The organism is Phenylobacterium kunshanense (assembly GCF_003254525.1).
Lineage (GTDB): Bacteria > Pseudomonadota > Alphaproteobacteria > Caulobacterales > Caulobacteraceae > Phenylobacterium > Phenylobacterium kunshanense.
In genome coordinates, this window is the sequence record NZ_QFYS01000002.1 from 759,900 (window position 1) to 780,760 (window position 20,861).

The 20,861-nt window shown below is 64.8% G+C and carries 13 protein-coding genes; 7 read left to right on the forward strand and 6 right to left on the reverse strand.

Features of this window, described 5'->3' with window-relative positions; all coding sequences use genetic code 11:
• Nucleotides 1–23: 23 nt before the first annotated feature.
• From DJ019_RS08090 to DJ019_RS21665, 3 genes are all read left to right on the forward strand, one after another.
• On the forward strand, nucleotides 24–1,292 hold the full coding sequence (locus DJ019_RS08090) for a cytochrome P450 (RefSeq protein ID WP_111275449.1): 1,269 nt from the start codon (nucleotides 24–26) through the stop codon (nucleotides 1,290–1,292).
• A gap of 556 nt (nucleotides 1,293–1,848) precedes the next feature.
• A complete protein-coding gene (locus DJ019_RS21175; RefSeq protein WP_205854105.1) occupies nucleotides 1,849–2,019 on the forward strand; it encodes a hypothetical protein in 171 nt (56 codons plus the stop codon).
• A 342-nt stretch (nucleotides 2,020–2,361) separates the two neighbouring features.
• Nucleotides 2,362–2,511: an amidohydrolase family protein gene (locus DJ019_RS21665; RefSeq protein ID WP_205854106.1), complete on the forward strand. Its 150-nt coding sequence runs from the start codon at nucleotides 2,362–2,364 to the stop codon at nucleotides 2,509–2,511.
• Between the two features lie 81 nt (nucleotides 2,512–2,592).
• On the opposite strand, the gene DJ019_RS08100 is transcribed toward DJ019_RS21665, so the two are convergent.
• Genes DJ019_RS08100 through DJ019_RS08115 form a run of 4 tightly spaced genes read right to left on the reverse strand, consistent with a single transcriptional unit; the run spans nucleotide 2,593 to nucleotide 7,889 of the window.
• Nucleotides 2,593–3,882 (reverse strand): cytochrome P450, encoded by a 1,290-nt coding sequence (locus DJ019_RS08100; protein ID WP_165843930.1) that lies wholly within the window; start codon nucleotides 3,880–3,882, stop codon nucleotides 2,593–2,595.
• A gap of 49 nt (nucleotides 3,883–3,931) precedes the next feature.
• On the reverse strand, nucleotides 3,932–5,557 hold the full coding sequence (locus DJ019_RS08105; RefSeq protein ID WP_111275451.1) for an acyl-CoA synthetase: 1,626 nt from the start codon (nucleotides 5,555–5,557) through the stop codon (nucleotides 3,932–3,934).
• Between the two features lie 26 nt (nucleotides 5,558–5,583).
• Nucleotides 5,584–6,774, reverse strand: coding sequence for an acyl-CoA dehydrogenase family protein (locus DJ019_RS08110; protein ID WP_111275452.1), 1,191 nt, complete (start codon nucleotides 6,772–6,774; stop codon nucleotides 5,584–5,586).
• 2 nt (nucleotides 6,775–6,776) lie between these two features.
• Nucleotides 6,777–7,889, reverse strand: coding sequence for an acyl-CoA dehydrogenase family protein (locus DJ019_RS08115; RefSeq protein ID WP_111275453.1), 1,113 nt, complete (start codon nucleotides 7,887–7,889; stop codon nucleotides 6,777–6,779).
• A gap of 151 nt (nucleotides 7,890–8,040) precedes the next feature.
• Here DJ019_RS08115 and DJ019_RS08120 point away from each other — a divergent pair, with 151 nt between their 5' ends.
• Entirely contained in the window at nucleotides 8,041–8,610 is a 570-nt protein-coding gene (locus tag DJ019_RS08120) for a TetR-like C-terminal domain-containing protein (RefSeq protein ID WP_111275454.1), read from the forward strand.
• Between the two features lie 597 nt (nucleotides 8,611–9,207).
• Here DJ019_RS08120 and DJ019_RS08125 read toward each other — a convergent pair.
• Both DJ019_RS08125 and DJ019_RS08130 read right to left on the reverse strand, forming a co-directional pair.
• Nucleotides 9,208–11,934 carry a TonB-dependent receptor gene (locus DJ019_RS08125; RefSeq protein ID WP_111275455.1) on the reverse strand — a complete coding sequence of 909 codons (2,727 nt, stop codon included), beginning with the start codon at nucleotides 11,932–11,934 and terminating at the stop codon, nucleotides 9,208–9,210.
• Nucleotides 11,935–12,055: 121 nt separating this feature from the next.
• Nucleotides 12,056–15,319 (reverse strand): TonB-dependent receptor domain-containing protein, encoded by a 3,264-nt coding sequence (locus DJ019_RS08130; RefSeq protein ID WP_111275456.1) that lies wholly within the window; start codon nucleotides 15,317–15,319, stop codon nucleotides 12,056–12,058.
• Between the two features lie 357 nt (nucleotides 15,320–15,676).
• Between DJ019_RS08130 and DJ019_RS21670 the strand changes: the two genes are divergently transcribed.
• The 3 genes from DJ019_RS21670 to DJ019_RS08145 all read left to right on the forward strand — a co-directional run bounded on the left by DJ019_RS21670 (nucleotide 15,677) and on the right by DJ019_RS08145 (nucleotide 19,663).
• Nucleotides 15,677–15,955, forward strand: a complete 279-nt coding sequence (locus DJ019_RS21670) for a DUF8200 family protein (protein WP_420849850.1) — start codon at nucleotides 15,677–15,679, stop codon at nucleotides 15,953–15,955.
• Nucleotides 15,956–16,352: 397 nt separating this feature from the next.
• The gene (locus DJ019_RS08140) at nucleotides 16,353–16,736 is read left to right on the forward strand and encodes a MarR family winged helix-turn-helix transcriptional regulator (RefSeq protein ID WP_240606415.1); all 384 of its coding nucleotides are present in this window, start codon (nucleotides 16,353–16,355) and stop codon (nucleotides 16,734–16,736) included.
• A gap of 344 nt (nucleotides 16,737–17,080) precedes the next feature.
• Nucleotides 17,081–19,663 carry a TonB-dependent receptor gene (locus tag DJ019_RS08145; RefSeq protein WP_165843931.1) on the forward strand — a complete coding sequence of 861 codons (2,583 nt, stop codon included), beginning with the start codon at nucleotides 17,081–17,083 and terminating at the stop codon, nucleotides 19,661–19,663.
• Nucleotides 19,664–20,861 lie beyond the last annotated feature (1,198 nt).

The window sequence follows — 20,861 nt, forward strand, 5'->3', positions numbered from 1 at the left end:
GCCCCCTGTAGGAGCCCAGCAAGATGACCGCATTCTCCTTGGACGCGCCAACCCGGCGGCCCAGCGCCCACGAGATTCCGCTTGCACAAATCGATGTCAGCAAACCCATCCTCTTTCAGACCGATGTGGTGGGCGACTACTTCGCCCGCCTGCGGCGTGAGGATCCCGTCCACTACTGCGCGGAAAGCGCAAATGGGGCCTATTGGTCACTCACCAAATTCGACCACATCGTGCAGGCTGACACCAACCATCAGGCGCTGTCGTCCGACTCGAAGTGGGGTGGGATCGCGATCCAGGATCTCAACAGCATCGAGGCCGCGGTTCCCATCGAGATGTTCATCGCGATGGATCCGCCCAAGCACGATCAGCAGCGACGCGCCGTCAGCCCCGCAGTTGCGCCGGGCAACCTGAAGCTCCTCGAGCCGATCATCCGCGCCCGCGCCGGCGAGATCCTCGACGCGCTTCCGGTCGGCGAGGAGATCGATTGGGTCGATCTCGTCGCGATCGAGCTGACGACCATGACCCTGGCTACGCTCTTCGACTTCCCTTGGGCCGAACGGCGCAAGCTGACCCGGTGGTCCGACGTCACCACCGCCTCACCTGAGACGGGCATCGTCGCGTCCTTCGAGCAGCGCCGCGACGAACTGTTGGAATGTGCAATGTACTTCAAGGCGCTCTGGGACGAGCGGGCCAAAGCGCCCCCGCAACCCGACCTCATCTCGATGATGGCGCATGCCCCGGCGACGCGGGATATGCCGTTCGTCGAGTTCATGGGGAACCTGCTGCTCCTCATCGTCGGCGGCAACGACACGACCCGCAACTCGATCAGCGGCGGCGTCGTGGCGCTCAACCAGGCGCCGGACGAGTACCGCAAGCTGATGAGTGACCCGTTGGCGCGCATTCCAGGCATGGTGTCGGAAATCATCCGCTGGCAGACGCCCATCACACACATGCGGCGCACGGCGCTCCAGGACGTCGAAATCGGCGGCAAGACCATCGCAAAGGGCGACAAGGTCGTGATGTGGTACCTGTCCGGCAATCGCGACGACGAGGTCATTCCGCAACCGGACGAGTTCATCATCGATCGGCCGAACCCGCGCCATCACCTGTCGTTTGGATTCGGAATTCACCGCTGCATGGGCAACCGCCTCGCCGAGCTCCAGTTGCGGATCGTCTGGGAGGAGATCGCAAAACGGTTTCGGCAGGTAGAACTCGTCGGCGAGCCCCAACGCACCTACTCCAACATCATCCGGGGCTTCACCGCCTTGCCCGTGAAGCTTCACGCTCACTGAGGCGCGGCGGCACGACGCCGCCCCCTCCGGCGACCCGCAACGCCGCCGCCGCTCGGCGTTCTGACTGTGAAGTCATGAGGCGGTAAGCTAGGATTTCAGGAAGGATAGGGACATGCTCCGCAAGCCGATTTCGGCAGACTCGCATATCACCGACCGCCGAACTGGTACGTCGATCACATCGATCCGGCATATCGCGACGGCGCGCCACGGATCCACAGCCTCCCGAACATCGGCGACGCCTTCGTCATCGAGGGGATGGCGACCCCTGTTCCCCTCGGGCTCCTCGCGGCGGCCGGCAAGGACCCGAAGGACATAACGACGGCCGGCGTGCGTTTGCGGAGCTGTGGCGAAGCGGGTGGGATCCGAAACATCGCCTGGCCGATCAGGACCTGGACGGGGTTGCGGCCGAGCTGATCTATCCCACCGTCGGGATGCTTCTCTGCAACCACCCCGACTTCGATTTCAAGAAGGCCTGCTTCGAGGCCTACAATCGATGGCTGGCAGGGTATTGTGCGGAAGCGCGCCGCAGCGCCTCTATGGGCTAGCCCAGGTCTCGATGAAGACGCAAGCGGTCGGCGTCGACGAACTGCGGCAAGCGCACGTCGCGGGGTTCAAGGGCGTGATGATGCCCGGAGATCCGGGCGAGGCCGACTATGACGACCCGATCTGGGTGCCCGTCTTCCGAACGGCGGAGGACTGGACATGCCGCTCTCGTTCCACATCCTGACGACGAAATCGGGGTCGCTCGCTCAGAACCCTCGCGGACCGCGGATCAACAGTTTCCTGTCCATCATCCGCGGCAATCAGGACATCATCGGCACGCTGATCTTCGGCGGCGTGTTTGACCGCCATCCTAAGCTGAAGATCGTCTGCGTGGAGGCCGACGCCGGGTGGGCGCCGCACTACATGTACCGCATGGATCACGCCTACAAGCGCCATCGCTACTGGATGAAGGCCCCGCCGCTCGCGCACATGCCGAGCGACTATTTCAAGGAGCACATCTACATCACGTTTCAGGACGATTGGGTCGCGTTCAGCACCACGGAGCTGATGAACGAGCGCCGGCTGGATGTGGGCCAGCGATTTCCCTCACTCGGACTCCACTTGGCCCAACTCCCAAGCGGTTCTCCAAGAACACACCCGAGGTCTGTCCACGGCCACCCGCGACCGCATATGCCACGACAACGTCGTCGAACTCTACGGTCTCTCGATCGCCTAGCCGCAGGCGGCATCTGCGCCGGCGCCCTTCGCCCATTCTGTCGTCCGGCATCCGCAGCGCCGACGCGGATGCGGCGTCCGGTCACGCGGGGGCGTCAAGCCGCGATCCGGCCTCGGAGTCGGACCGACTGGGCTCGCCCACCACCGTCAGGGATTCGATGCCGCGGAAGAAGGGCAAAGTGCGCCATTTCGGCGGATCCGTTTGGGTCAGTCGCAGGGCGGGGAAGCGCTCGGCCAGGCGTTGGAGCGCGCGCTTGGCTTCGAGGCGCGCCAAGGGGGCGCCAATGCAGATATGGGCGCCGCCGCCAAAGGCCACATGCGGCGCCCGCTTGCGGGTGATGTCGAAATGGTCCGGTTCCTCGAACACCTCGGGGTCCCGGTTCGCGCCATGCAACGAGGTGATGAGCAACTGGCCGGCGGGGATTTCGCGCCCGCAGACCTGGCGGGGCGCCTCGGTGACGCGGCTGGTGATGGCGACCGGCCCCTCGAAGCGGAGGATCTCCTCGACCGCGGAACCCGAGAGCGCCGCCGGGTCGGCCGTGAGCTTGCGCCATTCCTCCGGATGGGTCAGCAGCAGCCAGACGCCGTTGCCGATCAGGTCCGTGGTGGTGAGGTTGCCGCCGACCAACAGCGCGGACAGGTTCACGCGGACCTCATCGTCGGACAGCGCCGCCCCGTCCGCTTGGAGCTTCACCATGTCGCTGATGAGGTCTTCCTGGGGCGACGCCCGCCTCATAGCCATCAGGTCGGTGAAATAGGCCGTGAGTTGCGCCGAGCCCCATTCGGCGCGAGCGGCCTGCTCAGGAGAGCGGAACGGGTTGAGGCTCAGGATCACGGCCTCCGACCAGTCGCGGAACTCCCTGCGCCGATCCGGCTCGACCCCCAGCACATGGGCGATCACCAGGATCGGCACGGGGATGGCCACGTCACTCATCAGGTCGAAGGGCTGGCCGCTCGGCAGTGCGTCGATCACCTCGTCGATGACCTCTTCGAGGCGCAGCTTCATGCGGTTGATGCGCCCGTAGAACGCCTGGGCCAGCGGCGGTCTGACCCGAGCGTGGTCAGGGTTGTCGAGGGTGAGGATGCTCTCCTGACGGCCCAGCATCTGTTCGGGAGGGCGCTTGAGCAGCGCGCCGTCCTCGGCGTGGCTCGAGGCCCGCCAGATGGACGCATCGTTGACGGTTTGCCGGACGTCGGCGTAACGCGTCAGGAACCAGCTCTTGACCGGCTCGTCGCGCATGACCGGGCACCGCTGGCGCAAGGCCTTCAATCGGCTGTGCGGGTCGTCGCGCGCGGCGGGATCCAGAGCGGTGGTCTGGATAATGTTCCATTGCGGTTCGCCCGCACCGGCCGTCTCGGTATCATCTGGCATCGCGATCCTCCTGAATGTGTCGGCCGCCGCCCGGCGAGCGACTTCAGTCTCAGTGCGGGGGCGTCGTGGCCGACAGGGCAGCGGTCTCGGCGCACGCTTTGGCGGCGGGGTAGTCCGCCTTGCCATTGCTGACGCGCAGCGGCCGGTCGGCGACGAAAATCCGCTTTGGGGCCTTGTAGGCCGCCAGGGTCGTGCGGACGTGCGCCCGCACCACCGCCTCGTCGAGCGTCTGCCCGGCCGCGAGCTCGATGACCGCGGTCACGGCTTGACCCCACTTCGGGTCCGGCAAGCCCACGACCAGGGCATCGGCGACGGAGGGATGGGTTTTCAGGGCTTCTTCGACCTCCTCGGGGAAGACCTTCTCCCCGGCGGTGTTGATGCAGGCATTGCCGCGCCCGAGCAGTGTCAGGCTGCCATCGGCCTCGACCAGGCACCAGTCGCCGGGCATCGAGTAGCGTACGCCGTCGATGACCCTGAACGTGCGCGCGGTCTTCTCCACGTCCTTGTAGTAGCCGATGGGGTTGGGCGGGCCGAGCGCGACCACGCCCTGCACGCCCGATCCCGGGAGGACGGCGCGGTCGTCCTCGTCGAAGACGCGGCAACGGTCGGTCAGCGCGAATTTCGCGGTCTGGACCTCGCCCGCGCGGGTCATGACTGACGTCCCCATGCCCAGGGCTTCCGAGGACGAGAAGGCGTCGTTCAGCACCGCCTGGGGCATGTGACGCAGGAGTCCACGCTTCACCTCCAGGCTCCACATGACGCCGGAGGACACGATCGCGGCGACCGAGGAAACATCCCAGCGACCGGGTTGAGCGTCCAACGCTTCGAGGATGGGGCGCGCGAAGCTGTCGCCGACGATTGTGAGCGACTGCGGGCGTCGGCGCTCGATCGCATCGAGCATTTCCACCGGGTCGAACGCCTCACCCGTCAGCGTAACGATGCAGCCACCGGCGAGGTGCACCCCCATGGCCGTGAGAAGGCCGGTGCCGTGCATCAGGGGCGGCGCGATCAGCGCGGCGGGTGCGGGCCCCGCCTTGCGGGTATGCTCGCGTAGCGCCTCCAGCGTTTCCGGGACCGGCCCCAGCTTCCGCGCCGCCTGCAGCGTGATCTCGCGCAGGTCGTGATGCGGCCACATCACACCTTTCGGCATCCCCGTCGTGCCGCCGGTGTATATGAACAGCAGATCATCGCCCGCGCGCTTGATGGAGAGCGGGGCGCCGTCGCCCTCCGCGGTCAGGGCCTCGAAGGGCTCCGCAAACTCGGCGGTCCTGCCATCCTCGGAAACCTCGATCCAGGTCGTGACGCCGGGCAGCTTGTGGCGGATCTGCGCAACGGCGTCGCGGAATTCCGAGGCATAGACCACGGTCTGCGCGTCGGAGTTGTCGAAGATGTACCAGACCTCGTCGGGGGTGTATCTGTAGTTGACGTTCACGTGCGTCAGGCGAGCCTTGAAGGCAGCCGCCAGCGCAATCATGTATTCGGGCCGGTTGCGCATATAGATCGCGAGCTTGTCGCCGGGCGCGGCCCCTCGCTTCAGGATCGCCTGCGCAAGGTTGTTTGAGGCGCGCGTGGCCTCCCGCCAGCAGATCACCCGGTCGCCATGGACCAGCGCCGGGGCGTCGGCCGGGAGGACCGGCTCGACGGCGTCCAGTATGTCTCCGAAGTTCCAACCCATGCCGGCCTCCTGTTCTGGCGATCGGATCAACTTGTCCGCACGGCGCGGAACGGGACGTCGCGATCGATTTCGGGTTCCTTGGGAAGACCCAGCACGCGTTCACCGATGATGTTGCGCTGAATCTGGTCGGTGCCGCCGCCGATCGACGTGAAATAGGCGTTGAGCGTCAGGAAATTGGTATCGTCGGCGCGCGGGTGATCCGGACCGTCGAGCAGGCTTTCCGCACCCAGGATGAGTGTCCGGACCCGCGCCTCCTCGTGCAGGATCCGGCTCATCGCGAGCTTTCCGAGGCTCATCAGCGACGAGGAGGTTCCTTGGCGCATGTCCGCCTTGGCGCGCGTCGCATTGAGGGTGTTCAACCGCTTCAGGATCACCACCTTGGCGATCTCTTGGCGAAGCACCGGGTCCTCCATCGCGCCCGCCTCCCGCGCCAGCGCGATCAGGGGGTCGTCTGCCGGTGCGGACTGGCCCATGCCGCGTCTCGGGCCGCGGGCGGCCTCTCCCATGGCCGACCGCTCGTAGGCGAGCGCGGTCTGAAGGACCCCCCATCCGTCGGTCGCCTCGCCGAGCAGGTTTTCCTGGGGGCACACCGCGTCGGTGAGGAACACCTCGTTGAACTGGCTTTCGCCTGTGATCTGACGCAACGGGCGCACCTGCACGCCCGGTTGCTTCATAGGCAGGAAGAAGAAGCCGATCCCCTTGTGCTTGGGCGCATCCCAGTCGGTCCGCGCGATCAGCATGCCGTAGTCCGCCGTGGCGGCGAAGCTTGTCCAGACCTTTTGGCCGTTCACCCGGAAATGGTCACCCTGGCGATCGGCCCTCGTACGCACGCTGGCGAGGTCCGATCCCGCGCCGGGTTCGGAATAGAGCAGGCACATCCCAACCTCCCCGCGCAGCAGGGGCAGGACGAGCTTCTCCTTCAAGGCGTCGGTCCCGCGCGCCAGCAGCGTGTTCGCCCAGAGATTCGTGCGGTCCTGTCCCGCGCCGGGGGCGCCGACGGCCGCGAACTCGGATTCGACGATGCGCGCGTGCTCGTCATCGAGGTCTCGGCCCATCCAGACGGCAGGCCACCGTGGCACGGCCCATCGCCCCTCGACGACCTTCGCGAGCCAGCCGTGCGGCGCTTCGCGATCCCGGCCGGGCCAGTTCGCGTGCAACCACGCGCGCACTTCATCGCGCAGCGCCTCCTGGCTCCCGCGAGGTGTTTGACTCGTCATCGTCAGGCTCCCATGGCCCTGAGGTACTGCTCTCGATGGAAGGCCGGCGTTCCGAAGAGCTGGGCGTCCGCGCGAGCGCGCCTCAGGTAGAGGTGCGCGTCGTGATCCCACGTAAAGGCGATGCCCCCGTGCATCTGGATCGCGTCGGCGGTGACCTTCACGAAGGCGTCGCCACAGGCGCTGGCCGCCAGACTGACCGCGGCCCCGGCCGAGGCGGACCCCATCGACAACAATCGTGCGGCTTCGCGCGCGGCGGACGTGGCGCTCTCGACCTCGAGGAGAAGGTCCGCCGCCATATGCTTGATCGCCTGGAAGCTGCCGATCGGGCGACCGAATTGGATTCTGGACTTGGCGTAGTCGACCGTGATGTCCAGGACCCGCCGCGCGCCCCCGGCCTGCTCGCCCGCCAGGGCGACCCGAACGAGGTCCAGTGCGTTCGCCAGAGCCTCGGTCGTTTCGCGGCGCGCCTCAATCCGCCGCGCGGGCGTGGCGTCGAACCGAAGTCGGCTCAGCCGGAGCGTCTTGTCGAAGGTCGAGAGTGGTGATCGCGCCAGGCCGTGGGCATTGCCCTCGACGAGGAACACCCTCAGACCCTCCGAGGTCTCGGCCGCCACCAGTAGGATGTGCGCGGCGTCCGCATGGATGACATAGGCGACTTCCCCCTCGATGCGCCATCCGGACGCCTTCTGCCGCGCCTTCGGCGCAACACCCGACTGCGTCCCGGCGGCCGCGGCGTCTTGAACGGCCACAGCGGCGATCAGGGAACCGGCCGCCATCTGAGGAAGCAGCTTCGCCGAAATCTCGGCGTCGCCCAGGTTCTCGAGCAGGGCCGCCGCGAAGACCGCGCTGGACAGAAAGGGACCGCAGACGAGCGCGGCCCCGACTTCTTCCATGAGCGCCTCGATGAGGACAGCGTCGCCGCCGATGCCCCCGAACCTCTCCGGGACAGCGACACCAAGGACTCCCATCGCCGCGAGCTCCTGCCAGAGATCCGCGTCAATACCGGTGGCCGTTTCCATGGCGGAACGCACGCTCGAAAGCGGGCTCCGCTCGGCGAAGAGCCTCGCCACCCCATCCCTGACAGACGTTCGATCTTCCGCGGAGAATGTAGGCATCGATTACGAATTCTAATATAGGACGGAGGTCGTCAGAAAATCGCAGTTGGACGCTGTGCGCAAGCAAATCTCAGCTGATCAAGTCACGCTCGCGCCAGGCCGCGGGCGACCTCGCGACCCGGAGATCGAGGGCAGGGTCTTCGATGCGGCGATGGCGCTCTACGCGGACGTGGGCTGGGCGGGCTTCACGTTCGAGGCGGTGGCGCGAACTTCGGGCGTGGGCAAGGCGTCGCTTTATCGTCGCTGGCCCCGGCGCGGAGACCTGCTCCGCCAGACGTTCGAGGCGCGATGGCTACGGGTAGGAAGCCTCGATCAGGGAGACATTCGGACCGATCTTCTGGCCCTGGCCTGGATCGTCGCCCGCGCCTTGACGGGTCCCTATGCCGGCGCGCACAAGCGCCTTCCTCTAGACATCGCCGAGCACCCGGAGGTCCTCGAGTTTCTGCGACCCTACGCGGAGGCGACGGTCGCCGAGGGACGGGCGATCGTTCGGCGCGCCGTGGGGCGTCGACAGCTCCCCGCCTCGACGAACCCCGGCCTCGTCATGGATCTGGTGGTCGGCGCCATCTCGAACCACGTGCGCATGACGCCGGCTCGCCTGCGGTCGCGGATGCTGCGGCAACTGGACAACTTCCTCGTGGAATTGGTCGAGATCGTGCTGGCCGGCGTGGAAAAGTCGTCGCTCTATGGCTCTGCCAACGAGCGCGATGACCCACCGTGACGCGTGCGGCCCGTCAACCGATCCCTCGTTCGAACGTCAATCTGCGTTAGGTAGGCGGCATTTGTTGGGATGAACGCCAATGTCGAAGCTGATCTGATGACACCGACACCGCGGAGGCCGTCAGCCGCACGTGGCGGTCCGGTTCGCAGTGACGCGTGCCAGCTCGAAATCGCACCCTCCGCAGAGACTACGACGCTCATTGGCGACCTAGCTGAACGGTGCGGTCATGATGTCGCAACTGCGCTCTGCGCCATCCTCTACAACGACATCTGCAAGCCTTGGGAAGCTAGAAAGCTTGAACGTGGTTGTACTGGATTGGCACCCGCGACGGGCCTTGTCCAAGACGTTCCGCAGGCCGGTGGCGGTGGCGTCCCAAGTCGCCTCCCCGCAGGCGATCAGGTCGCGCGGCCCGACGTCCTTTGGCCGGGCCCCCACAGTCGTCCCGCGGCATGGCTCGCACCTTCCCGCATGCGCCCGATGGCGCCGCCCAGAATTTGCGCCGGCCGCGACCGGCGCTTGGCGCAGTCGCGGCGGCTGATGCGGCACTGGTCGCCCGCCCTGCTGTGGAGCAGCGGCAAGCGACCAGGTCGTTCCGTATTAGAAGCGGTACTGGAGCTCGATGCCGTAGATGCGGGGCGGGGTGAGTTCCACCTCCTGGGAGCCCGTGGCGAACCGGTCCGACGGCACGGTGGGACTGTTGTTGCGGCTCGATCCGGCGAGCGCGGCTTGGTAGCCCTCGGTATCAAACACGTTCTTGACGTAGGCGATCACTGTGTACTTGCCGCCGGTAGGCGCCCAGTAAGCGCGGAGATCCACTTGATCCCATGAAGGGGCCTTGTTGTATTCGCGTGTGAACACGTTGGCGTAGGCCTCGGACCGGTAGAGATAGGTCGCGCCAAGCGTGAGGGCGCCTGGTTCGAACTCGAAGGTGTAGGAGCCGTTCAACGCCAGTTTGTGCTTCGGCGCCTGGGGTAGCTGGTTTCCGACCACGCTGACGGGGCCGGTGTTGATGTTGTCATTGGTATCGATCAGCGGGATGCTCTTCCGAATCTTCGTCGGATTGTAACCGTAGTCCACCGTCAGGCGTACTGGCCGGATCGGCTGCCAGATCATGCCGAACTCCAGGCCGCTGGACCGCGACTTGGCGATATTGACGAACTGACCGACGTTCGTCGGGCCCACGCGCACGGTGACCGGCGCCTGCAGGTTCCGGTAATCGAGATAGAAGAGCGCGGCGTTCACCTGCAGGGTGGAACCCACGTTCTTCTTCAGGCCGATCTCGTAGGAGTTGACAGTCTCTTCGTCCGCCTTGGGGTCGGCCAGGAACCCACCGGCCGAGAAGCCGAACGCCTTGTAGCCGCGGCTGTAGCGGGCATAGGCCATGGTGTCGTCGTCCGGCTCCCACTGGAGGCCGAAGGTCCCCGTCCAGGCGTCCGACGTATCGCCGAGCTGGCGGCTGGCGATGCCGTTGGAGCCGATCGTGTACTGGCGGCAGACGCCCGCCGTGCAGACCGAGGGGCTTGTCACCCCTTCGATCGGGCCGGCCGTACTCTTCGGCGCGAGCGTGTCAGTCAGGTCCATGGCGCCGTTGCCAAGGCCGCCGAGGGGGGCGAGCGCGTTGCCCAGCCCCAGGGCCTGGCCGACCGCCGGCAGGGCGTTGAGGTTGCCGAGCAGGCTGCCCCAGTTCGCCGCCGTGCCGGGACCGAAGGCGCTGAGGCCCAGAGCCGGGTAGAGGCCAGGATAGCAGGCGTCCGAATTGCAGACGATCCGCCGGAACTCGGTCCCGGACTTCTTGTCCTTGGTATAGCGCAGGCCGGCCGTGACCTTCAGGGTTTCAGTCGCCTGCCAGTCCACCTGGCCGAACATAGCCTTGCTTTCGGTGGTCAGGTCGTAGTTGCCGGTCGACCAAATACCCAGAGGATTGGGCGCAGCGCCCAGGATCGGCGTGCGCAAGCTGGATGGGCCATTGAGAAAGAAGTCGGCGGTGCTCCCGGTCCCGGTGTACTTTTCGTTATAGTAGTACGCCCCCACAATCCATTGAAGCGGCCCATCGGTAGTCGATGAGATGTTGATCTCATGGCTGTACCATTTCGGATATTCGAAATAGTGGAATGTATTGTCCGCGTTTACGGTCAACGGTGCGCAGTTGACCGTCGAGCGTCCGGCCGCGAACAGGGCTCCAACGGTTCCACAGATCGATCCGGGCGCAAGGGGTATCTGGAACGACTGGACGTTGGTCGCGTCGGTGTCGCCGTAGAGGTCGTACTTGTACTCTTGAATGCCTCCGACGTACCTGATGTCGATGCTCGGCAAATGGTAGACGAAGTTGGCCGTCAGCGAATTGACGTCCCGCAGCCTGACACGTTCGGGCGTGTTCGTGTTGAACTCGTGTGAATCTGCCAAAGCCGGATTCACGGTTATGTTCGTGTTGCCGAACTGGCGCAGGCTGCCCGGGACGATGCCGTTGACGCCGGTCTCGGGCGTGTAGCCGTGGGCGGAGTTGTAGACGATCGAGAAGTTCGGATCGAGGCGGCCGGTCTGATAGGGGTCGTTGAGGTAGCCGGCGCGCGCGCCGGGACCGCCGCGGTTGTGCCAGGCCAGGGTCTTGTAGGAGACCCACAGCTCGGCGTTCTCGCCGAGGTCGGCGGCGAGTTGGGCCTGGACCTGGTATTCGTCGCGCTTGCTGCCTTCCGACGGGCCGCCGGCGAGGTTCTTGAAGTAGCCCTTGCGCTGGTCGAGCTTGTAGCCCGAGACGCGGAACCTCAGATTGTCGGCGATGGGTCCCGACACCGCGGCCTGGAAGTTGGTGAACCCGTAATTCTCCGCAATCGCCCGAACCTCGGCGTAGAAGTCCTTGGTCGGACGCACCGAGATCACGTTGACCGTGCCGCCGATGGCGTTGCGGCCGTAAAGCGTGCCCTGCGGCCCGCGCAGGATTTCGACCCGCTCCACGTCCAGCGGCGGGCCGCCGGCCAGCACGGTCGAGGTGGTGAAGAGGCCGTCGATGTAGATCGACACGGCGCCGTCGACCGCGTGCACGTTCGTCAGACGACCGATGCCGCGCATGCTCGCCCGGTCGTTCCCCGACTGATAGGTGAAGCCTGGCGTGAAGTTGGTGAGATCCTGGACGGAGTTCACGCCGACGAGGTCACGTTGCTTGCTGGTGAAGGCCGAGATGGCCACCGGCACGTCCTGGAGGCTCTGCTCGCGCTTCTCGGCGGTGACGACCAGTTCCTCAATGACATTAGCGGTCTGAGCCTGGGCGGATCCGGCCGCGACGGCCAGAAAAGCGCCGGACAGCAACAGCTTATTTCGAAAGGTCATACTTGTTTCCCCCGGTAGTTTTTATGAAAACAGAAGATCGGCTCAGGCCGTAAAGGCGGATTGTTGGCAGATAGGGGGACGCCCTCAGAACTGAGGGCGCCCAGCATCGAGACCGCTCTGACTAGAACCGCTTCTTGAAGCCCACTTCGAACACGCGGCCCAGCGGATTTCCATTGGTGTAGTCGTAGTTGTATTGGCTTGGTACGTAGGGCGGATCCTTGTCGAACACGTTCTGAATGCTCGCCGTGACCGTCGTGTCCCAGGGCGCCTCCCAGCGCACCACCACGTCGTGTTGCCAGAAGTCCTTCGACTTGCCGACGGGGACCAGGTCTCGCCCGCCGGTCGCACTCGGGTTCGGGACCGTCACGAAGAGCGGTGATCCGAATGCCGGCGAGGTGCCTTCGGCGTAGCGCGTCTGCCAACGCACGGAGAGCGGGCCTCGATTGAACGCGGCGAAGGCATTCGCACGCAGTTTCGAATAGGAGAAGAACTCGTTGACCAGGTCGCTGAGGCCGGCGCGATCCTCGGCCGGGGAGATCGCGATGTCCGTGCCGAGCAGGTTCGTGACGCCCCGCTTGTACTCGATCAGGTAGGTCGCCTCACCTCCGATGGCCCATCGGCCATCGAGCCAGCCTTCCCAGTCGTACTGCGCGCGGAACTCCAGCCCGGAGGTCTTCGTGTTGGGCCCGTTGATCGTGAAGCTGCGGAGCCGCGCCACGTTGGCGGCGCCACAGGCGCCGGCGAACGTGAATCGGGCCTGCAACTGGGCGAACGCCGGATTGCCGCAGTTCACATTCGACCCACCCGGGAACATGCTGGCGTAGAGACGTGCGCCGCTCTCCTCGGTAATCTCGTCCTTGAACTTGAAGTTGAAGTAGTCGAGCGTCGCACTGAAGCCGCCGAGTTCGAGGATCGCGCCGACGTTGAAGGTGTCGGCCTTCTCCGGCTTCAGATCCGGATTGCCGCAGCTCTGAAATGCCCGATAGGCGCTACCCAGCACCCGGACGCCGTTGTTGCAGTCCGTGGAGACCAGACCGGGGCTCGGGGCCCGGAAGGTCGTGCTCGCGCTTCCGCGGAGCGCCAGGAAATCGGTGACCTGCCATTTGGCGGCGACCTTGGGATTGGTCGTCGAGCCAATGCCGCCCTGATAGTCCTCGTGGCGGATCGCGAAGTTCAGATTGAGGTTTTCGAGGACGGGAACCTGGAGCTCCGCAAAGATGGCCTTGACGTTGGCGTCATCGTCGCGATCCACGGCCGATCCGAAGAACTGCAGCGGGCCGCTCTCGTCGGCGCACGCGGGGCGGTCCGGACAGGGGGTCTCGTTGGAGTTGAAGAATTCGCCATACTTCCGGGTTTCTTGCGTATAGCGATATTGCGCGCCGACGGCCCACGCGACCTGTCCCCCAGGGAGCTCCAGACCGGTTTCGCCGGAGAACACCATGTCCGCCACGAGCAGCCGGTTGGTCAGGACGTTGGTGTAGTTGCCGTAGAGCCAGGCCACGACCTGCGGGTCGTTCGCAACGGCGGCGTTGAAAAACGGATTCGCCGCGCCGTTTACGACGCTGGTCTGGGTGCCGTTTGTGAAGGGATTGAAGTAGTAACACCCCAGCGCCCCATTGCCGGCCCCAGACGTGAAGTTGTTCGTTTCGGCCGCCGTACAGCCCCCCGGATCATCCGCCTTGGCTCCAAAACCGCGCAGGCCCAACTGGATCCGCGAGACCAGGAGGTCGTTGGTATCAGAAGTGTTCTTCTGCTCCATATAGGTGATGGCGGTGTCATATTTCACCCCGCCGAAGATCTCGCCTTGAAAGCCGCCGGAGATACGAAATGCGTCGTTGACGATCGACTGGTGGTCCGCCTTGTCGGAATTGAGCGGATGGCCCGCAAACGCGATGGCGCGCCATCCCAGTTGAATGATGTCGACACCGCGGGCTCCGAGAGGGGCCCCGGCTTGAGCCCCCACCGCGCTGTTGGCCGACGCCCGAATGGCCGCACACTGCGCGGCCGTCAGCGGCGAGCGGCAGTCGTTGAGCAGGGCGACGAGGCCCGGGTGGTTCGCCGGGATGTTGTAGGGCACCGAGAAGTTGGGGCCGTTCGGGGCGGTGGGTGAGAAGGACGTCCCTCCGACCGCCACCGGCGACGGATACTGCGCCGTGAGGTTGGCGGGAGAGATGCGCTGGACCGGCGTGTCGTTCTTGGTCCAAGCGACCTCGCCGTGGAAGGCCAGGTTCTCCGAGAGCTCGAAGTTCACCTCACCGTAGAGCTGATAATGGTCCTCGCGATTGACGAGATCGTTGAAGTTGGAGAACTGGAAGCGGCACGTGGACGTCGCCGTGGCCGGGTTCTGCGCGCCCACCGGAACGGCCACGGTCGCTGTCGCGCCCTGTCCCAGCGTCCCGCTCAAAGGGTTCGGATAGGTGACGTTGTTGGTCAGCACCCCGCCAAGCTCGGCGCACCCATTGTCACGGAAGAGGTTGGCTCCGGCCAGGAAGAGTCCCGGGTTGGAAGCGCCTGTCCAGCCGCCCGCGCCGGCATAGCCGCCGAAATCGAAGCCGCGCAACGCCCAGTCGCGGTCGTGGATGTCGAGCCGCGAGCGGTGGCGGTAGCCGGCCGTGAGCAGGACGTTCCCGTTCTCGAATTTGCGCCCCCACGCGGCGTTCGCCTCGTAGTCTCCGTTGGAACCGTCGATGAGCGCGTACTCGCCGCCGAGTTCGAAGCCGTCGAGATCCGTCCGGGTTATGAAGTTGACCACGCCGCCGATCGCGTCCGAACCGTAGGTGGCCGCGGCCCCGTCCTTCAGCACCTCGATGCGTCCAACCGCAGCCGTCGGGATGAAGTTGAGGTTCGCGCCGCCGCCTTGGAAGGCGGCCGACGGGCTGTCAGCCAGACGCCGGCCGTTCATCAGCGTCAGCGTACGCGCTGCCCCAAAACCGCGCAGGTTGATCGATGCAGTGCCTGCGCCGCCATTGTACCGATTGCTCTCGCCCAACGAGGATTGAGACGAGGTTATTGTCTTGACCAGCTGGATGACGGTCGGGGCGCCCTGGGCCTCAAGGTCGCGACTGGACAGCACATCGACCGGTAGCGCAGCGTCTTCCGGAGTCCCGGCGATGAAGGAGCCGGTGACGACAACCTCCTCGACTTCCGATACCGGCGCAGATGCGACGGTCTGCGCCATCGCGGAGCTACCCGTGATCGCGATCGCCAGGGCGATCATGGATCCGCCCCCAAGGTACGTTCGAACAGACATGGAATCCTCCCCTTCCGCTCCCGCGTTGTTTGTGTGTGCGGTTCCGAGCGCAAAAATGTTTGTGAGTTCGCGACTGCGCGGCTGTTCAAGCTCTCTAGCAGAACCCCCCGATAGCCCCGCCCATGGCGGGCGCATCTATAACGTATCCTACAATATCGTTCCCGCAAGCACCTCGCGCGCACGCGAGGAGACTGACGAGGGGTCAGCGGATCGATGGGAGGCAAAGGGGGTCAGCAATATTGGGTTGTCGGCCACCGATGCCTCAGGCACGGCGCCTGCCCCCCAACTCCAGGTACAAGCCAACGATCGAAGGCGGCCTCTTGCCGGGCGCGCGCGGCGCGCGCCACCTGCCGAGGCTTCGGAAAGGACACCTTCTTAAGCGTGGCGAGGTTTAAGCGTTACCCGAGATGAAGATATGATATGCCTACGTTACAATTATAACTCTGGAGTGAGGGCATGATGCTATCGAGAAACATCATCTTAGCTGTAGCTATGGTCGCCGGGGCGAGCGCGTCGAATGCGTCCCCTGCAGAGCATGTCGTGGCGACCTTCGCGCGTACGGACATCCCCCGCTCGAAGATCGTCGCGGGGGGCGCGGTGTTTCATTGTGAGCAAAGCCAGTGCGTGGCCAGGGCGCCCAGCTCTCGCACACTAAGTCTTGAGGCCTGCAAGGTTCTGGCGAAGCGCTTCGGACGCGTCGAGACCTTTGGCGAAGGGGGCAGGGCGCTGCCCGCTGAGAAGTTGCGAGCCTGCGTGGGCGGAGCAGAATAGCCGACCGGTGGCTCTGGCGAGCGATTGAGGCGAGCCTGGCGGCTGGAAAGCACGCCGCGCGCTCGTCGAGCGCGCGGCGCAAGTCGTTGCCCTTGGGAAGAAACAAAGTCCAAAAGCAGATGTATGCTACAATACAAGTGCGCGGCCGCGCAAGCGGGGCGGTGCTTGACGGACGCGCCGTTGCAGGCGCCGACCGCGTCGCGCGGCAGGATGCCCCTTGCATGACGCCACGGATGCCTGAACCATTGGCGTTGTGGCGAACCAACCTAAAACCCGACCCATCACCCGCCGGCCCCCCGGACTCGCCGAACCGGCGACGGCCAGCCGGGAGGCGCCGTCGCTTGCGGCGGCCCGCATTGAGAACGTGGGTTTTTTGATTTCTGACGTGACACGCTTGATGCGAAAGGGGTTCGATCGGCGGGTTCGCGCGCTTGGTCTAACACGGCCGCAGTGGCGGGTTCTCGTCTACGTCCTCCAGAACGAGGGGCTTTCGCAGTCGGCGCTGGCGCGCGCCATGGATATCGAACGCGCCCCGCTCGGCCAGCTGGTGAGAGCGCTCGAGACCCTGCAGTTGGTCAGGCGTCAACGATCCAGCGTGGATCAGCGGGAGTGGCAGATTTTTGCCGGGGAAGGCGCGGCTACAGCGGTGCCGGAATTGGTCGCCGCCGCCGAGTGGCTGCGGGGAGTGTATTTTCAGGGCCTCACACGGAGCGAGGAGCTGATGTTGCGCCGGATTCTTGAGCGCATGCGATCAAACCTGAGCTTCGAACTGGAACGATGACCAGACAGTTCGCCTGATTCGGCGACAGCACCCCGCGACAGAGACCCTTGGTCTGTGTCGGCCGTTACAATTTTCTCCCCTCACTATTGACGCACTCGGCGAGGTGACAGACCGTGACCGCAAGGCGCGCTGAGACGCGCCTGAAACGAAGGGCGGGGAGTTGATATCGTATGATAACGATAAGAAGTTTGACCGCAGCGTCTGAAGGCGCGTGCCGTTTGAGGATTGGCCGGCCACAGACCTGGCGGATAGCGACTGCAAAGAGACTTCTACTCGCCAGCTGCGCGGCGTTGGCAGCCGGAGCGGCTGCGGCTCAGCCGGCCAATACGATCGAAGAGCTTGTCGTGACGGCGGAGCGCCGCGAGCAGAACCTGCAGGACGTGCCTGTGGCGATCTCGGCGTACACCTCCGAAAAGCGCGACCTCCTGGGAATCACGACTGTAACTGACCTCACCAACTTTACGCCGGGTCTCCAGTATTCGAGCCAACTCGACCGCGTGTCGCTTCGCGGCGTGGGGCGGACGAGCAATGTCCACGCCGCCGACCCGTCTGTCTCCGTTTATTCGGATGGCATCTACACGACTTCCACCATCGAGGCCGGAAAGTCGCCCTTGTTCCTGGAGCGGGTCGAAATCCTGCGGGGACCGCAGGCGACGCTCTACGGGCGCAACGCCATCGCGGGCGCCATGAACTTGGTGTCCAAGCGGCCCACCGACGAGATGTATGCAGAAGTCCGTGCGACGTATGCCAATTACGATCGACACATCGTCGAAGGCGCGATCTCGGGACCAACGGCGATCCCTGGCGTCCAGTTCCGGCTGGCGGCGAATTGGGAAAAGCAACGAAAGGGCTGGTACGACAACATCGTTCCCGGGCAGCCGGACGAAGGCAATGTCATCGACACCAACATCGTCGAGGGCCAGCTCAAGTTTGAATTCAACGAGAATTTCGAAGGCTGGGCCAAGCTCACCACGATCCAGTGGCGAAACGGCAGTGGCGGACCCGGGTCACGCGGGAACTCTACCCCTGGGCCATACGCGACCTTCGAAATCGCCAACGGAGCCACCAGCCTTGAGCCGGGCTACGGCTGCAGTGGCCGGGTGACCAACGTCAGCAATCCTTCACCGCTGGGATGCGCCAACCCCACCACAGCGGATCCCCGCAAGTTCGCGTCAACAATTCCCTATCAGGTCAAACTCAACGACACCTTCATCTTCGCGAGCGAATGGACCTGGCACGCCTCGGACTTTGACGTGAAATATACTACGGGCGGGACTCGGTACCATTACAAGCTGAACCGTCCCGCGGACGACACCGTGGCGCCCGTTGAGCGGTTCACGCTGCCCGGCGGCCTGACCGTGTTCCCGCAGCAACTCTACAACTACCAGGAGATCGAGGAGTGGTGGAGCCACGAGCTTACCGTCGCATCGACTTCCGACGGACCGCTGCAATGGCTGGCCGGCGTATACTCCTGGAACGAGCACTTCGAGCAGCCGACTTCTACCTATCTCTACAGCCAGCCGCAGATCGCAGCGCCACTCGGGGCGAGTTGTCCGCGTTTTGGAAATGTCTGCCCGCCAAATCCACTCTTGCAGCGCACGATCGACACGCCGCGTTTCCACATACAGTCGCAGGCAATCTACGGGCAATTGGACTACAAGTTCACCGACGCCCTGAAAGCCACGGTTGGTCTACGTTACTCGAAGGATACCAAGACGGGGTCGGAAGAGGCGCGCGTCCTCTGCTTCGCCTTCTTCGCCTGCACCCCAGGGCTGACCCCGGAGCAGACCGGGCCGTTCACGCCCGCGATCGACCTGACCCAGGCGCTCTTCATTCCCGGCGCGACACCTCCGAAGGGCGTCTCGCGCGACTTCACATTTGACCCGGCCACGGGGCGAGCGCGGCGGGAGTATGACGCCGACTGGGATGCCGTCACCGGCAACGCGACGCTGCAATGGGAACCTGATCGGGACACCACGGCCTTCGTTCGATACAGCCGCGGCTACAAGGCAGGCGGCTTTCGGATCGGCGTAGACACGGCCCTCACGGCGAACCCGTACACGGACGCTGAGTTCCTCGACAACATCGAGTTCGGGCTGAAGAAAAATTTCGGCCGCACCCTGCAGGCGAACATCGCGGCGTTTCACTACTGGTATAAGGACGCTCAGATCCCGCTGACCATTGTCAACACGGCCGGCGGGATCACTCAGGCGCAGTCGGTGTTCTACAATGTGCCCCGCGCCACCTCGAAGGGGGTGGAACTGGAGGCGATCTGGCAGCCGATCGAGGATCTGCAGATACTCTTCAACTATTCTTACCTGGACTCCCACATTACGCGGGCGCGCGGGCCAGTCGATCCGGCCGATCCTGCGGCGCTCGATCCCCGGTCCACGCCCATCGGGTCGCTGGCCGATTGCCAGGCAAGGCTGCTCACGCCCGCCGTGGCGGACAACTGCGCGGCCGATGTCTTCACCGCGCTAACCGGGGGGGGCTTTCAGCTTGGCCAGGACTTGAAGGGTCAGAAGCTTCCGAACGCGCCGAAAAATAAGATCGCCGTCAACGTCAACTATACCTGGCGACTGCCTGGTTATGCACTGACCGGCTCTGTGAACTATACATGGCGTGATGCACAGTACGGCAGCATCTTCAATCGCGCCTACACGCGCTCGCCGTCTTGGGATCAGGTTGACGCGCGACTCACCCTTGCGCCCGAAGACGACCGTTACACAGTTATACTGTTCGCGCGGAATATCTTTGATGACATCGGCTACGAAGGTGGCGCGGTCGCTGGCCGCCGCACCGGCTACATCGGCCCCGCCGCGGCCGGAGGGGCGACCATCGTTCCGGTCACTCAGGGGATTGCGACGAGTTACCCGCTCACGCCGCCTCGAACCTACGGGATCGAGCTTCAGTATCGCTTCTTCTGACACAGGGGCAGGCGCGGAAGCGCTGCGTCGCGCGCCTGCCTCTCTCTTCGGCCCTCGGAGAACCTCGCACACCGGATCACTGGATGCCGCCCAGGTCCTCATCGCCGCTGCCTCCGTCGCAGGAGGACTTGGAGTTCGTTCAGGCAGCTAGGCGCTTCAACGCGACGGGAGCGATCTGGCCGTCGACGGTGCTGCCCCCCCGTTCGAGGGCCTTGGCCAAGGAAGGAGACCAGGAAAACTGGCTGTTCGAAATCCACGAGCGGTCCTGCCGGGCGCTCGGCTGGCATCTGAGCGGTGCGATGCGTCGGCACAGCAACCCTCTCAAGGTCGTGACGTCTTTCGTCGCGGGCGTCTGCAACCCAAGGCACGCTGAGTTGGGGGCGCTGGGTTCCGTCTGGTCTCTCCCGGAAAGCCGCCGGCGACATGTCCAGGGCGCGTTCCAAGAGCTCGCGAATAGGCTGGCCTCCGTCCTCGAGGCGGGACGTTCGGCCGGGGCAATCCGAAGCTGCGATTGCCTGATCGCCTCTCAGCTCATCCTCGGCCTTGTGCTTTGGACGCCTGTCGCCGTGTGTCAGGCGCCGCCACGAAAGCTGCTTAACGGCCGCCGCCTTGTCGAAGGCCTACAGGACTTGGTCCTCTACGGGCGCTCGGGCGGTGGTCCTGAGGCACATCGACTCTCCCAACTAGCGCACAACTTCTTGGTCGGGGATCAGGGTGACCCCCTACAATGCCTGGTCTCGCGGACAATCAATCGCGCTGGCGCGGAGGCCGTCACGGCGGCCTTCATCGCTTCGGAGCTGCCCTGCTCTGAAATGGAAGCGAACCAGGCCTTGCGGAGACTTCATCCGGTTATCGATTCCTGCCAACAGCGAGCGCTCGCGCTGGTCCTGGAGCTCCGCGATCACGCATTTGGGGGGAGCGAAGATCAGCGGGCGGGCTTCGCCGCGTTTATGTGCGGGCTAGCCGAAGCCTACCTTCGCGATGATGTCCAACCTTTGAGTCCTCTAGCCATTTCCTCATCGGTCGGGCCTTGCGATGCCGTCCGAGTGAGGTGGCGCGCGATTTGGGAACTGACGTGACCCCCTGAAACTCAGCCAGGAATAGCTAGAGTCCGCCCGACCAAAGGACGGACGAATGAAGCGATCAAGGTTCACGGAAGAGCAGATCATCGGGATCCTGCGGGAGCAGGAGGCCGGCG